A 14,254-nucleotide genomic window follows, 5' to 3' on the forward strand; every position below is an offset into this window, starting at 1 on the left:
TGAAGTGGGAGGTCAAACATCTGATTTTTCGTCCTGGTTTCCGCAACTGCTGCAGGGACTCGGACACACTGTGGAATATTCCATCCTGGCCATTGTCTTTGCCACCATTATCGGTCTGATTGTGGCTTTGATGCGGCTCTCGCGGTTTTGGCTATGGCGGGCCATCAGCACCGTGTACGTGGAGATTTTCCGCGGTACACCATTGTTGGTGCAGTTGACCTTCATCGTGTTCGGCCTGTCTCAGGCCATGCCGGTGTTGAATGATATCTTTGGCGCCAAGTCCTATCCGCTCATCGGGGCGGCGGCGGGTCTGGCCCTGAACGAAGGTGCCTATATCACAGAGATTGTCCGAGCCGGGATTCTCGGTGTGGATCGTGGCCAGCGAGAGGCCGCCGAGAGCATCGGGATGACCCGTTATCAGACAATGCGTTATATCATTTTGCCGCAGGCGTTCAAGCGGATGATTCCGCCGCTGGTCAACCAGTTTGCCCAGACCATCAAGGACACGTCGCTGCTGGCGCCGATTGGCATTGTCGAATTGATGTACCAGGGTCAGATTGTGGTGTCCAACAACTTCCAAAGTTTTGCCGTCTACGGCACAGTGGCCATTCTGTATTTTGTCGTCATTTTCATCGTGACTCGCATTGCGGGTTATCTGGAGAGGAGGTTGCAAATTGATCAGCGTTGAGAACCTCCGCAAATCGTTCGGACATCACGAAGTGCTGAAAGGGATCAGCAACGAGATTCGCGAGCAGGAGGTTGTTGTGGTCATTGGGCCGTCAGGAAGCGGCAAAAGCACCTTCCTGCGTTGCCTGAACGGATTGGAGACGGCCAGTTCAGGAAAGATTGTCGTCGCGGGCATGGAATTGACCAATCCCAAGACCGACATCACCAAGCTCCGTCAACACGTGGGCATGGTATTCCAGCGCTTCAATCTGTTTCATCACCTGACCGTGCTCGACAACATCACCATTGGTCCGCGGAAAGTCCTCAAGCGTTCGCGCGAGGAAAGCGAAGCCTTGGCTCGCGAATTGTTGGCAAAGGTCGGTCTGCAGGGCAAGGAGAGCAGTTTTCCCGATCAACTTTCCGGGGGTCAGCAGCAACGCGTGGCCATCGCCCGCGCGTTGGCGATGAAACCGGATGTGATGCTGTTTGACGAACCGACCTCCGCGCTCGATCCGGAAATGGTCGGGGAAGTCCTTCAGGTCATGAAGGATCTGGCCCGCGACGGCATGACCATGGTGGTTGTGACGCACGAAATGGGATTCGCGCGCGAAGTGGGAGACCGCGTGATTTTCATGGACGACGGGGTCATTGTGGAAGAAGGCACGCCGGACCAGATCTTCAACAATCCCCAGGAAGCGCGCACCCAGTCATTCCTTAGCAAAATCCTGTGATTGTCCGGGCTGAAGCCGCGATTTGCGCGAGCTTCAGCCCCTGATTTGACTTCGCGTGTGGATTATGTTAAGTTTGTAAACGTTCCAACCGACGCGGGGTGGAGCAGTTGGCAGCTCGTCGGGCTCATAACCCGAAGGTCGCAGGTTCAAGTCCTGCCCCCGCAACCACAAATCAGGAGCACTCCCGAAACAGCCGCATCGGCCGCCTGCGCAGGCCGGATGCGGCGGTTTTGCTTTGGGGCGTCTGTGGAAGGACATGGCGACCCCCAGTTGGCGAAGGAACGGATCGAACTCTATCCAAAGATGTCTGGGAATTCTGGAATCTGAGGAGGGGATGTCCGGTGAATGTGGCGCTGGGTATGCGGCGCAACGGGTTGCCCGCGCTGTTGGTGGCCGTGGGGATGACACTGACGCTGGGATTTGGCTGGGACTACTTTCAACAAATTGTCGGACTCGGGCATCGGCCCGTGCCGGCGTACCGCGCGGGGAGTTCGCGCCATCGCTGGCCCGTCCGGCCCGCCATCGGCACCGGGATCGGTGTATTGAACATTCCTGCGATTCATCTCACGGCCCCCATCATCCAGGGGACGGGCGCGGCGCAATTGCGCGAGGGCGTCGGCCATGCGCCGGATACGGCGCTGCCCGGACAAGGCAGCAATGTGTTTCTCGCCGGACACCGCGATACGGTGTTTCGCGCTTTGGGAAGGATTCACACCGGGGATGTGGTGACCTTTGACACGCTGTACGGCAAGTTTGTGTACCAGGTCACCTTCTCGCAGGTGGTGACCCAGTACGACACCCAGGTGATGAAGCCAACGCCGCAAGAGACCCTGACGCTGATGACCTGTTACCCGTTTCTGTTCTTTGGCTTTGCGCCAGACAGGTACATCGTGCACGCGAAGCTGTTGTCCGCGCCCGCCGGGAACGCTCGCTGAGCCCTGTTGCTTCAACAACACCTCATCCGTCCTGTCACGGCACCAATGTGTCTTCGGCTTTGAGTCTGCGGACGCTGGGTTTGCCCACCGGCACGCCTATCATCAGCAGAAGCGGAGCGAGCCCATACAGCGCCGTGATGCCCATGCCCTGCCAGATGGCGGGCAGGTCGTGAATGGCGATGATGTTGCGCAGGGTGGCAACGCCATACGTCATGGGCAGCAGCGGATGCACCCAGTGGAAGAAGACCGGAACCAGGTTGAGGGGAAACGTCCCCGCGCTGGATGTGAGTTGCAACAGCAGCAGCACAATGCCGAGAAAACGGCCGGGCCCTGTTCCCAACCACGTGATGATCCACCCAATGAGGGTGATGTCCGCCAGTGACAGCAGCACCACGTACAGGTAGAACAATAGGTTGCTCGTCACGGTCAGCCCCAGTCCGTATCGAAGGACCGTCGCCGCAATCACGGCTTGCCCAATCCCGATGCACCACAGCACCCCCAGTTTGCCGATGACCACCTCCGCATACGGAACCGGGGACAGGCGCCAGCGTCCATCGCGCATGGGGACCAGGAAGAACAACATCAGGGCGCCCACCCACAGGCTCAGCGGAATGAAATACGGGGCCAGCCCGGCGCCGTACTGATTCACCTGAAACAGGGAATGGGACACCGGCCGAATGGGATGTGCCATGACGTACGCGCTGACGTTCGGCTCCGCGTTGGCGGTGTTCATCGCGTCCGACACTTTCCCCGCAAAGGTCTGCTGGCCGTTCGCCAATTGTCCCGCGCCGCTCGCCAGCTGCATGGCTCCCTGATGCAGCGAAGACGCCCCGTTCGCGAGCGTCTGACTACCAGCCGCCGACTGTGCCAAACCGTGGCTGACCGCGGTAGCGCCGGATTGCAGCTGCGCCTGCGCGTGCTGCACCTGCGTCAATCCGCTCTGGAGTCGCGACAGTCCGGATTGCACCTGGCCCAGCGCTGTATACAGCGGCGCAATGCCCTGTTGGAACTGGGACATGCCGAACGCCAGGGAGGAAGCACTCTGTGCCAAGGATTGACTGTTCGCGTACAGCGTTTGACTGCCCGATTGAAGCTCTGACAGCGCGCTCGACAGGGACGCGGCGCCCTCCCCGGTCTGGTTGAGCGCGTCGGACAGCTGCTGCAGTCCGCTCTCGGTTTGGCCCAGAATGGAGATGGCCTGTTGGACGCGTGGATCGGCGTTCGATCCCGCATCATTCGCGTACGTCTGCAGCAGACTCAGCGCCTGTGCCAGGCCGTTCTGCAGCGATTGCACCGCTGTTTTTTCGGATGCGGCGCCATCCTGAATTTGTTTGGCGCCCGCCGACGCCTGCTGGACGCCGTCGTTCAACTGTTTCACAGCGGTGCTGAACTGGTCGAGGCCGTTCGCCAACTGCTTGCTGCCGGTCACCAGTTGCCCCGCAGGGCTCGACACCGGCTGTATCTGCTGCCGGATCTTCGCCAGTGCTTGCGTGGATTGCTGCATTCCCTGCTGCACCTGCGCGGTGCCGTGCTGGACCTGTGCGAGTCCGTTGACCACCTGGGTGCTGCCCGGCGCCAACGCGTGCAGACCGCTGTTCAATTGCGCGCTGCCACTTGCCACTTGCCCACTGGCTGAGGCGACTTTGTTCGCGCCATCCGCCACCTGTCGGCTGCTGGCTGCCAGTTGGTTCGCCGCCTGGACGATTCGACTCATGTCTGATTTCGACTGACCGACCACGTCCAGCAGCCGTTGAATGAACGTCTGGCTGAAATTTTGTGCCATCGACGCGGCAATCTCACCCTGAACGCGACTCGTGATCTGACCCGCCAGGTAATTCTTCGCCGGATTCGATTCGAAATCCAGATTGGCGCGCCGCGGATGGCTGGTGCCCACGCTCAGGATGTCTTCGGTGAAGGTCTTCGGGATATCCAGCGTCATGTAATACGTGCCGTCGTGGAGACCTTGGGACGCGGCGCTCGCGCTGACCATGTGCCAGTCCAGTGAGCGGTCCTTGAGCAGACTGGTCTGCAGGTCCTTGCCGAAGTTCACCGCTTTGCCGTCCTGTGTTCCGCCCGCGTCCTCGTTGACGATGGCCACGGGCAATTTGTCCAGGTGTCCGTACGGATCCCAGAATGCCCACAGATACAGACTGCTGTACAACAGCGGGAGCACGAGCATGGACGCGAGGCCCACGCGACGCAGTTTATTTCCCCAGAGACGCGCCCATTCGACGCGGAAGATGGTCCACAGTCGCATGCTGTTCTCCCTCCTCTGCTTGTGAGATATCCACCACCACATTCGCTCTGGCCGCCTCCTCCGGTTGGGCGGCCGTGAAGAGGACACCCACGTCGGCTCGGTTGAGGTCTTCGAACAATCGCCAGGCGGTCTCGCGTTCGGCGGGAGTCAGGCTCGCCAACGGTTGATCCAACAGAATAAACCGGGGATCTCCCGCCATGGCGACCGCCGTACCCACGCGAAATTGCGCAAAGGCGTCCAGGTCTTTGATTCGCTGCTTCGCCACGTCCATCAGATCGAACTGTTCCAGCAGCTGACGTGTCCGTTCCTGGATGGATTTTTGACGAAACAGGGCCAGTTGGCTGCGGACATGTTCGCGGACGGACAGCGTGTCGAACAGCGGGTTCAACGCGGCAACGGGCCCCAAGGCAACGGTTGCAGGCGATGGAGCGTGCCACGCGGCCTCGCGGCCGTCCGGTGCCTCTTGCACGAGACCCACGCGACCGTGCGTGCAGCGGATGATGCCGGCAGCGAGCAGCAGCACTTCGGTGAGGACGGATGCGGGGCCGCCGGTGACAGCCCCCGTGGTTCCGGAGCGCAGTTGAAAGGAAAGGCTGCCTTTGGGGGCGTGGTGCCCTGTCCAGCGCACCTGATCGAAGACGAAAATCATCACCATTCCTCCTAATGACATTGTGTCATTTTGTGCTGGAAACATCATAGCATGCTGCTTGGGTTTGGCACATCCCGTGGTTGTCTTAGTTTGCGCTGAATCTTTGCGCGCCATGAGCCGGCGGTTCACGGACGGCGCCGGTCTGCTGGATGGCTCTCCTGCATTTACTAAGAGGAAAACGAAATGCGCAACGAGAAAAAATTGTAAGAGAAGTATGTCATTCGGGAGGCCGTGCATGCTGTTCAGAGTCGGGAAGGTCAAACTGAGCCGAGCGGTGTTGGAGAGCGATGTCCAGGTGGAGGATCTGATTTCCGCGTTCGAACGGTACTTACGAGGGGATTGGGGAGACGGGGACTTCGCGCCGGACATCTCGAACGATCTCGCCCTGACGTGTGGTGAACGGATTGTCGCGACGTACACGGCGGCCGACGGGCAGAAAATTTGCATGTCCACCGCGAACGGCCGCACGTACATCTGCTTCCCGCACGAGGTACAGTCCTTACGAAACACGGTGTTCACCTGAACCTGCGACAGACATCCGGCGATAACTCGCTCCTCCTCGCCAATCGGGTATAGACGGAACGCGTTTCTTGTTGTACAACAGGTATTGTTCTTCAAATGATATTGATGCAATGACTTTGTTCGTACGCGGAGAACGTCGGAGGAGCGAGGGCATGGAAGTTCGTCAGTTGCAGTATTTTCGGGCGGTGGCCGAATTGGAGCATGTGACGCAGGCGGCAGAACGGCTCCACGTCGCCCAGTCGGCCATCAGTCGCCAAATTCGCCTGTTGGAAGAGGAACTGGGAGCGCCCCTGTTTTACCGGGAGGGAACCGGCATTCGCCTTTCGGCGTTTGGGAAGCGGTTCTTGCCGCGCGCGCTTCGGATTCTGCGCGAAATTGAATTCGCGAGGCAGGACGCGGAGCACTTTCTCAATCCGGACACGGGGACTGTTCGCCTCGGGTTTCCACATAGCGTTGGCGTTCATTATGTGCCCTCTCTGATTGCCGCCTTTCGCAGCGAAGCGCCGAACGTGCAGTTCGATTTGGTGCAGACGCGCGTGCACAACTTGTTGGAAGACCTGCTGAACGGAGACTTGGAACTGGCCATCATCACGCCGTGGGAAGACATCGATGACGTTCCGCCGCTGACCGGGGAATACCTGTACCAGGAAGAGATGCGCGCCATCGTTCCGAGCAATCATCCCTTGGCCAAGAAGCCGGACATCCACCTGTCTGAACTACAGCCAGATCCCTTCATCCTGTTCAAGCCTGGCTACACGCTTCGCACGTTGGTTTGGGACGCCTGTCTGGCCGCCGGTTTTGAGCCGAACATCGCGTTTGAAGCCGAAGAAACCGACACCATTCGTGCCTTCGTTCAAGCCGGACTCGGTGTCAGCGTTTTGCCGATGGTCCATCCCAACGCTGGCAACGTGCCCGGCATCGCCGCGGTGCCGATCCGCGGCGGAGGCTTTCTGCGGTCAGTGGGTATCGCCTGGCACCGAGAAGCGGGCCAATCTGGGCCTGCGCGCCGCTTCGCCCAGTTTGTGGTCGCGCGGGCGCGGGCGCACGGATCGTTGTCCCCTTGATTTTCGGTTCGCAGCTGGCGTAGCATGGGTCTGGAAAGTCGGGCAGAGAGGGTGAGGGCGTGTGTTGCGCACGCTGATGAAGTCGAAAATTCATCGGGCCACGGTCACGCGGACCAACTTGAACTACAAGGGCAGCATCACGATTGATGCGGCGTTGATGGAGCAGGCCGACCTGGTGGAGAATGAACTCGTCCAGGTGGTCAATGTCAACAATGGGCAGCGGTTTGAAACGTACGTCATCGTCGGCGAACGGAACAGCGGGTGCATTGAGCTCAATGGCGCCGCAGCCCGGCTGGCGGAACCCGGGGATTTGGTCATCATCATTTCTTATGGCATGTACACGCAGGAAGAGGTCAGAGCTCATAAACCCATCGTGCTGATGGTTGATGAGAAGAATCGGCCCGCGGAGCGGCTCGACGTGGAGCAGAATCCGTAGACGGGCCCTTGTTGCTGCACGCGCTTCGGCCGGGGCGTCGGCGCGGTGGAATGAAAAAGAGCTGCCTAGCCGTGGGCAGCTCTTTTGTATGGGTGGATTATGCTTGCTGAAACTCCGGATCGGCATACGGATGCGCCACCCAGCCGGATGGGTCGATGAACAGCCGAATGGCCACCACCTTGCGCTCGTCGGTCAATGTGAAGAAGTGGGGGTTGTTCTCCGGCACAGAAATCACATCGCCCGCCTCGAGAACAACGTCAAAATAGCCGACCTGTTGGCTCTTGATGACGAATATGCCGCTGCCGGCCACGATAGCCCGCACTTCGTCCTCGGTATGGGTGTGCACCTGTTCGAATTTCTTGAGCAGGTCCTCAAGGTTCGGCGTGGCATCGGACAGGGAGATGACATCCCACTTCACGTAACCCCGCGCTTTCGCGAGAGATTCAATATCGGACTGGAACGCATCGAGCACCTGTTGCTTTTCGTCATCGCTCAGGACGAAACGGCCCCGCAGGTCAGCCGGCAGTTGGTCTGTGTCCCAGTGGTCGTAGTAGACGTTTTGATCCGCAAGGAATTGGCGGACCTTGGCCTCATCGGAAATCTGCTCTCCGGTGTTGCGTACGCGAATCGTTGCCATGCGTGTTCCTCCTTCATGAGTGGTGCAAGTCGCGCCATGACTTGGATTCCATGTTAGGGCACTGTGTGGGAATTGTCTATCCTTTCTTAACATAGGGTACAGCAATTCCACAGGCGGATGTTATATCCACATGTGTCATCGGTGTGGGTGATACACCCGGAAGTGTCACGTGCCCTGTTCCACGTGGACGGATTGCAGCGCGGATAAGTCCTCGCGTTGGACGCAGAGAATCGGGCGCAAAGCGGGTTTGGCATTCCGACCAAAGTCGGAGGCCCGACGGGACCTGATGGCGGTTGTGTCCCGCAGATTCCGGAGGGTAAGATGAGAGCGCACAGAGCCGCCGAAGCGTGGCAAAGCCAGCAACATGAGCCGTCTGGATGAAGGTGCACATCCTCTCATTCAAGGTGGATCTGGAACTGGCCTGTGATTCTCAGCGCGGTGGAGGATGCGATGGTGATGGAGGCGCTGCGCGCAGGACAGGACACAGGCGGCGATTTACGCCATTCGCAACGGTCTGGATAGATGCTGAGGCCGTCCTCGAGACATGGCTCAAGACAATTGTGTCCCATCCCATGTTTTCATCCCTATGGAAGTTTGACTTCTCTCCTGTCGATTCGTATAGTAAGTTTGAGTTTTCATGAAACGGTGCGCCTCTTTCTGCACAGAAGGAGGCGCTTGTCGTGCAGGGAATCACGGGAAGGAGCAATGGCCATGAACGAAAAGCCCGGTTACGCGTTGGCGCGGTATCTGTTGGTGGACAAGCCGGATCAGTTGGAACGGCGCGCGGAGGGGATGGCCGTCGGCCTCACGGTGGGAAGCTGGACGGATCTTCCCGCGACGAGGCAGGCATCGATGCAGCCGTACTGCGGAACGGTCGAAGGGGTGGAAATTCAGGAGGAACTGGAGAACGGCAGGGTGCGTGCCGAGGTGACCATCGGCTACCCGACGCGGAACTTTGGCCCGAGCATCCCCGCGCTCCTCACCACGGTGTTTGGCAAACTGTCCATGGACGGGCAGATTCGGCTGGTGGATCTGCGGCTGCCAAAATCCTTCATCGCCGAATTCCCGGGGCCGAAGTTCGGCGTGGACGGGGTGCGGGAACGGGCGCGCGTCCACGGCCGTCCGCTCGTGATGAGCATTTTCAAGTCCTGCATCGGCCAGGACTTGGACGAACTCGCCGTTCACTTTCGGGAACAGGCGGCGGGTGGCGTGGACCTGATCAAAGACGATGAGATTTTCTTCAGCGAGCAGTTGGCCGCCCCGGAAACACGGGTGCAGCGGTTCCGGCAGCTGGCCGACGACATCGCCTCCACCACGGGCAAACCGGTGCTTTACGCGGTCAACCTGACGGGGCCCACGTTTGGCCTGCTGGAACGCGCCAAGCGCCTGTCTGACCTCGGGGCCGGCGCACTGCTCCTCAATGTGGTGGCCTACGGGTACGATGTGCTGCAGGCCTTGGCGTCCAATCCGGACGTGCACGTACCCATCCTGGCGCATCCTGCGGTGGCGGGGGCGATGTACGGATCGGCCACCCACGGCATTTCCAGCCACATCTTGCTCGGCCAATTGCTGCGGCTGGCGGGGGCAGACATCGCCATCTACCCGTCGCCTTACGGCTCGGTCACCCTGGCGGCGAAGGAAGGGGCGGCCCTGGTGGAATCACTGCGCGAGCCAAACGGCCTGAAGCCAGTGCTGCCGGCGCCGTCGGCGGGGATTCACCCAGGCTTGGTACCGACGCTGGTGCGCGACTTTGGCATGGACATCATCGTCAACGCGGGCGGCGCAATACACGGCCATCCGCTCGGAGCCACCGGCGGCGGACAGGCGTTCATGGCGGCCGTGGCGGCGGTCGGCGCGGGACAAAGTCTGAAACAGGCCGCCGAACACAGTGAACCGCTGCGGTTGGCCCTGGACAAATGGGGGTATCCAAGCGCGTGACGGGGAATCGGTTGGCGTTTTATTGCGATTTTGACGGGACGATTGCGGAACGGGACATGATTGGCGTACTGGTTCGGCGGTTCGCCCCTCCGGAGGCGCTGGACATCGTCCAGGACGTGAACGCGAAGCGGCGAACGGTCAAAGACGGGGTGGAGGCCATGTTTCGCATGACTGCAGCATCCGTCTATCCGCAGATGGTGGAGTACGTGCGGGAACACACCGTCCTCCGGCCGGGATTCGCGGAGTTTGTCGAGCGCTGCCGCACCGCAGGGTGGCGGTTGACCGTGGTCAGCGGCGGCTTTGACTTCTTCGTGGTGCCCGCGCTCGCGCCTTTCGCAGACACCGTCGCGGTGTACTGCAATCGACTGGTGGAGGAGAACGGGCATTTGCAGGTGGTCTGGCGCGTTCCGTGCGATGAGACGTGCGAGGGGGGATGCGGTCTCTGCAAGCCCGCCGTCATCCGGCGGACGCGCCGGCCCGGTGAGCGGCTGGTGGTGGTGGGCGATGGCGTTACCGATGTGAAACAGGCCCAACTCGCCGATTTCGTCTTCGCGCGGGACAAGTTGCTGGCGGAGTGCCAAAGGCTGCATCTGCCGCACGCGTCGTTTGACACGTTCTACGATATTCTCGAACATCCTTGGGTATCTGAAACGGAGGTCCGGTGAATGGTTCACGCGTTGGAACAACGGCGGCAGGTTCGCCAACTGGCGGCTGAATTGGCCGCCCGCGGGTGGCTGCCCGCGACGAGTGGGAATTTGTCCGTAAAGGTCAAGGCCGATCCGCTCTGCATCGCCATCACTCGCAGCGGCGCGGACAAACAGCAGTTGACGGAGGCGGACGTCATCCTCGTGAACGGAGACAACCAGGTGGTGGATGAAACGCCGTACCGCCCGTCCGCGGAGACGGCGGTTCACACGCAGTTGTACAACAAGTTTGGCTGCGGGGCGGTTCTGCATGTACATACCCAGTACAACAATCTGGTGTCTGACGCGTATTTTGAGGACGGAGGCGTCGAATTGACAGGGTATGAACTGTTGAAGGCGCTCGGTCACTGGGAAGAGAACGCGCGAATTCGGGTGCCCATTGTCGAGAATTTCCACGACCTGAACCGGTTGGCGTCCGCGGTGGCCGCCGTCGCGGATCCGGATGTGCCGGGCGTTCTCGTGCGCAACCACGGGATCTACGCGTTTGGCCAATCGGCGGATGAGGCGAAGCGTCACCTCGAAGCATTGGAATGGCTGTTTGAATACCACGTGCGGCGGATTCAATTCGCCGCTGCCAGGCGCCGCTTGGAGCAGATCTGAGCAGAGGGCCGGGGGACAGACCGGCTGTCCAACCGGGCTGCGGGAGGGGACTGCATGGTACGCATTTCGAAACGATTTCGCATACCGCGCGCGGTGTGGGTGATCTTGGTGCTCCTGTTGGCACTGTACGCCGCTCGCATCTGGGTGGACCAGCTGTACGCGCTGCGTCGGCATGTCGCGCTGGGGTACGGATCGGTCTACAGCCTCAATATGACCATTGCGTTGGTCAGCACCTATCTGGGCGGGCTCGTGTGCCTGCTGCTGGGCATTTTTGCGGTCCGGCCGTACCGGGAGGTGGCTCCGAAACCGCTGGTTCGCCTGCTGCAGGTGGTCGCCGCCGTGCTCGGATGGGTCATCGGCACCGGACTGTGGCAGCTGAACCCGACCGACTGGCTGCTGTATGTCCACCACGCGCCGTTTCACCGGGTGGATCCGCTGTTTCACCTGGACCTGTCCTTCTACGTGTATCAACTGCCGCTGGACATCGGCATCTTGGCGCGGCTGTTGACCATGCTGGCGCTCTGGATGCTTGTTCGACTCCCCCTGCCGGCCATCGCGCTGATGAAACAGTTCGCGGTTCGCCGCATCCGCCTGGGGGCTCCGGTTCCCGCAGCGCTGTTGCAGCGTCATTCGCGCGGGCTGCTGGTCTGCCTGGGTGTGCTGTTCGTCGGTTTCGCCGCGCTGACGTGGTTGCACCGCTTCACCCTGGCCTACACGACAGGGAATGGAACGTTTTTGGCGGGGCCGGACTTCGTGACCGCCCGTCTGACCATCCCCGTGTTCACGTGGGTGCACATCACGCTGCTGCTGATTGCGGCGCTATCCACGTGGTGGCTGGCATTCGGCAAGCACGCGTTGGTGGTGGAGCGGGACGGCTTTGCGGTGGTGTCCGTGAGCCGGGTGAAACCGCTGTTCTACGCCGGTGGCGGGTATCTCCTGTCGATGGTGGTGACCGGCGTGGTGGGCGCGTTGGTGAACGCGCTGTACGTTCATCCCAACCAGAGCACGGTGGAATTGCCGTACATTCAGCGCAGCATCGATGCGACGCGTTGGGCGCTCGGCATTGACCACGTGGCGGTGAAGCCGTTCAACCCGGCGACGACGCTGACGGCGTCCGCAGTTCAGGCGGACACTCCGACGTTGAACAATGCGCGCGTGAACGACCAGGGACAGACCACCACCATCTACAATCAGTTGCAGAGTTTCAAGAATTACTTCCAGTTCACACCGGCTGAGGTGGATCGGTATCAACAGGACGAGGTGTACATCTCGGCCCGCGAAATGGATGTGGATAAACTGCCCGTCCAGACCTGGGTCAATCGCACTTTGGTGTACACCCATGGTTACGGCATCGCGGCGAGTCCGGTGAATCGCTTTGACGCGGACGGCCTGCCGCTGTTATGGGCGAAGGACACGCCGCAGACCACACAGGCGCCCATTCCCGCCATCACGCGACCGGAGATTTACTTCGGGATGATGCAGAACGACGTCATTGCGCCGTCCAAACAGGGAGAGTTCGACTACCCCGCCGGCGCCGCGGATCACACGTCGCATTATCAGGGAGGCTATGGGTTGCCGGTGAACGGGAACCGCTGGCTGCTGGCTCTGGAGGAGAAATCGCTGAAATTCTTCACGAGTGATCAAATCACGGCCCAGTCCCAGTACCTGTTCGACCGCGACATCTACGACCGGGTAAAGGACATCGCTCCGTTCTTGGTGTATGACTCGGATGCGTTCCCGTTTATCGACAGCCAGGGCCATATCCAGTGGATGTTGGACGCGTTCACGGAAACCTCGAACATCCCGTACGCACAGACCTATATGAACACCAACTACGTCCGCAATTCCGTGAAAGTGGTGGTGGACGCCTACACCGGGAAGACGACGTTTTACGTGGTGGACCCGTCGGATCCGATGATTCAAAGCCTGATGCGGGTCTACCCCAAACTGTTCACCACGCAGATTCCGGACGACGTGCGCGCGCACTTCCGGTATCCGATGGATCTGTTTCAGGTGCAGGCCACGGCGCTGGCCAGTTACCATATGACCGATCCGGCCGCGTTCTACAACCAGGAGGATCTCTGGGACCTGGCGGAGCAGGTGTACAACCAGAACGAGACCGCACCGCGTCCGCCGGTGTACCAGATGCTGCGGATGCCGGATCGGACGCAGTTGAACTTTGTCCTGAGCGCGTTGTTCACGCCGCACCAGAAGATGAACCTGAACGGATGGCTGATTGCCGACAACGATCCGGGGAGCTACGGTCAGCTGACGCTCTACCAGTTCCCGCAGTCCAGCCTGATTTTCGGGCCGATGCAGGCGGAGAATCAGATTGACTCCAATCCGACCGTATCGTCCCAATTGACCCTGTGGAACCAGCAGGGTTCCCACGTTGTGCGCGGCGATCTGCTGATGATTCCGCTTGGCAACACGGTCCTGTATGTGGAGCCGATTTACATTGTCGCCAGCCGCGAGGGGTCTCTGCCGCAACTGCAGCGCGTGATTGTGGACTACAACAAGCAGGTCTACATGGATGATTCGCTCGGCGCCGCGATTCAAGATCTGTTGGGCAGCGGCAGCAACGGGGCTGAGCCGTTGCCGAACACGCCCGCAGGCGGGGCGGGCGGAGCAACGCCAAGTGCAGGGACGGGCGCAACCGAAACGGTGGCGCAGCTGTCGGATCAGGCCAACCAGTGGTTCCAGAAGTACGAATCGGATACAGCGAAGGGAGACTTCGAAGCAGCCGGCGCGGACCTGAAGCAGCTCGGGCAGGTTCTTCAGCAGCTGCAGAAAGCGAGCAAGACCGGATGAAAGGGACGGTCATCCGTCCATTCACGGCACCCTCTGGGCACATATGCTGAAATCAGGCAACAGCTGGGGGGTGACCTGAGTGTACGACGGTGTACTTGGCGGATACACACGTTGGGCGATTGTGTTTCTCATCATCTTCGTCCTGTTTGTGCTGCTGGTCCCGTACGACGGAGCGACCACCTGCTGACCGAGAGAACATTCTGGGATACAGTCATGGCGCACTCTTCGGGGTGCGCTCTTTTTTCACCCAGGCGGCCCAGGCGTCGCTGCGACTGGCTTTTGGAGATCCGCCACTATGACGGAG

At 60.3% G+C, this 14,254-nt stretch carries 13 protein-coding genes and 1 tRNA gene; 11 read left to right on the forward strand and 3 right to left on the reverse strand.

Translation table 11 applies throughout. From position 1 onward, the window contains the following. Positions 1 to 4: 4 nt before the first annotated feature. The 4 genes from G463_RS0105675 (at position 5) to G463_RS0105690 (ending at position 2,332) form a co-directional block, all read left to right on the forward strand. Positions 5 to 688: an amino acid ABC transporter permease gene (locus tag G463_RS0105675; protein WP_026974381.1), complete on the forward strand. Its 684-nt coding sequence runs from the start codon at positions 5 to 7 to the stop codon at positions 686 to 688. Beyond that, entirely contained in the window at positions 675 to 1,397 is a 723-nt protein-coding gene (locus G463_RS0105680; protein ID WP_026974382.1) for an amino acid ABC transporter ATP-binding protein, read from the forward strand. Before G463_RS0105675 ends, G463_RS0105680 begins: the two co-directional genes overlap by 14 nt. A 92-nt stretch (positions 1,398 to 1,489) precedes the next feature. Next, positions 1,490 to 1,565, forward strand: a tRNA-Met gene (locus tag G463_RS0105685). A gap of 173 nt (positions 1,566 to 1,738) precedes the next feature. After that, on the forward strand, positions 1,739 to 2,332 hold the full coding sequence (locus G463_RS0105690) for a class D sortase (RefSeq protein WP_026974383.1): 594 nt from the start codon (positions 1,739 to 1,741) through the stop codon (positions 2,330 to 2,332). A gap of 34 nt (positions 2,333 to 2,366) precedes the next feature. Here G463_RS0105690 and G463_RS0105695 read toward each other — a convergent pair whose 3' ends face one another. Next, positions 2,367 to 4,589, reverse strand: coding sequence for a YhgE/Pip domain-containing protein (locus G463_RS0105695; protein ID WP_026974384.1), 2,223 nt, complete (start codon positions 4,587 to 4,589; stop codon positions 2,367 to 2,369). After that, positions 4,537 to 5,238: an ATP-binding cassette domain-containing protein gene (locus G463_RS0105700; RefSeq protein WP_026974385.1), complete on the reverse strand. Its 702-nt coding sequence runs from the start codon at positions 5,236 to 5,238 to the stop codon at positions 4,537 to 4,539. Before G463_RS0105700 ends, G463_RS0105695 begins: the two co-directional genes overlap by 53 nt. Positions 5,239 to 5,473: 235 nt before the next feature. Here G463_RS0105700 and G463_RS0105705 point away from each other — a divergent pair, with 235 nt between their 5' ends. The 3 genes from G463_RS0105705 (at position 5,474) to panD (ending at position 7,260) form a co-directional block, all read left to right on the forward strand. Further along, complete coding sequence (locus G463_RS0105705; protein ID WP_026974386.1) at positions 5,474 to 5,761, forward strand: hypothetical protein; 288 nt, start codon at positions 5,474 to 5,476, stop codon at positions 5,759 to 5,761. Between the two features lie 151 nt (positions 5,762 to 5,912). Next, positions 5,913 to 6,824 carry a LysR family transcriptional regulator gene (locus G463_RS19060; protein WP_051321987.1) on the forward strand — a complete coding sequence of 304 codons (912 nt, stop codon included), beginning with the start codon at positions 5,913 to 5,915 and terminating at the stop codon, positions 6,822 to 6,824. Between the two features lie 61 nt (positions 6,825 to 6,885). After that, the gene (gene panD / locus G463_RS0105715) at positions 6,886 to 7,260 is read left to right on the forward strand and encodes an aspartate 1-decarboxylase (protein ID WP_026974387.1); all 375 of its coding nucleotides are present in this window, start codon (positions 6,886 to 6,888) and stop codon (positions 7,258 to 7,260) included. Between the two features lie 97 nt (positions 7,261 to 7,357). Here the strand turns inward: panD and G463_RS0105720 are convergent, their stop codons facing one another. Then, complete coding sequence (locus G463_RS0105720) at positions 7,358 to 7,897, reverse strand: 1,2-dihydroxy-3-keto-5-methylthiopentene dioxygenase (protein WP_026974388.1); 540 nt, start codon at positions 7,895 to 7,897, stop codon at positions 7,358 to 7,360. A gap of 711 nt (positions 7,898 to 8,608) precedes the next feature. Here G463_RS0105720 and G463_RS0105730 point away from each other — a divergent pair. Genes G463_RS0105730 through G463_RS0105745 form a run of 4 tightly spaced genes read left to right on the forward strand, consistent with a single transcriptional unit; the run spans position 8,609 to position 13,950 of the window. Next, positions 8,609 to 9,835 carry a 2,3-diketo-5-methylthiopentyl-1-phosphate enolase gene (locus tag G463_RS0105730; RefSeq protein ID WP_026974389.1) on the forward strand — a complete coding sequence of 409 codons (1,227 nt, stop codon included), beginning with the start codon at positions 8,609 to 8,611 and terminating at the stop codon, positions 9,833 to 9,835. Then, positions 9,832 to 10,500 (forward strand): MtnX-like HAD-IB family phosphatase, encoded by a 669-nt coding sequence (locus G463_RS0105735; protein WP_026974390.1) that lies wholly within the window; start codon positions 9,832 to 9,834, stop codon positions 10,498 to 10,500. The genes G463_RS0105730 and G463_RS0105735 overlap by 4 nt, the downstream gene beginning before the upstream one ends. Further along, complete coding sequence (gene mtnB / locus G463_RS0105740) at positions 10,501 to 11,139, forward strand: methylthioribulose 1-phosphate dehydratase (RefSeq protein ID WP_026974391.1); 639 nt, start codon at positions 10,501 to 10,503, stop codon at positions 11,137 to 11,139. Between the two features lie 54 nt (positions 11,140 to 11,193). Then, complete coding sequence (locus G463_RS0105745; protein WP_026974392.1) at positions 11,194 to 13,950, forward strand: UPF0182 family protein; 2,757 nt, start codon at positions 11,194 to 11,196, stop codon at positions 13,948 to 13,950. The last annotated feature ends 304 nt before the right edge of the window (positions 13,951 to 14,254 follow it).

It is taken from the genome of Alicyclobacillus contaminans DSM 17975 (assembly GCF_000429525.1).
GTDB lineage: Bacteria > Bacillota > Bacilli > Alicyclobacillales > Alicyclobacillaceae > Alicyclobacillus_A > Alicyclobacillus_A contaminans.

Excerpts from the sequence above, each read along its gene's own strand:
- G463_RS0105695 (WP_026974384.1), bottom strand. The coding sequence starts at position 4,589 with ATGCGACTGTGGACCATCTTCCGCGTCGAATGGGCGCGTCTCTGGGGA.
- G463_RS0105700 (WP_026974385.1), bottom strand. The coding sequence starts at position 5,238 with ATGATTTTCGTCTTCGATCAGGTGCGCTGGACAGGGCACCACGCCCCC.
- G463_RS0105705 (WP_026974386.1), top strand. The coding sequence starts at position 5,474 with ATGCTGTTCAGAGTCGGGAAGGTCAAACTGAGCCGAGCGGTGTTGGAG.
- G463_RS19060 (WP_051321987.1), top strand. The coding sequence starts at position 5,913 with ATGGAAGTTCGTCAGTTGCAGTATTTTCGGGCGGTGGCCGAATTGGAG.
- G463_RS0105720 (WP_026974388.1), bottom strand. The coding sequence starts at position 7,897 with ATGGCAACGATTCGCGTACGCAACACCGGAGAGCAGATTTCCGATGAG.
- G463_RS0105730 (WP_026974389.1), top strand. The coding sequence starts at position 8,609 with ATGAACGAAAAGCCCGGTTACGCGTTGGCGCGGTATCTGTTGGTGGAC.
- mtnB (WP_026974391.1), top strand. The coding sequence starts at position 10,501 with ATGGTTCACGCGTTGGAACAACGGCGGCAGGTTCGCCAACTGGCGGCT.
- G463_RS0105745 (WP_026974392.1), top strand. The coding sequence starts at position 11,194 with ATGGTACGCATTTCGAAACGATTTCGCATACCGCGCGCGGTGTGGGTG.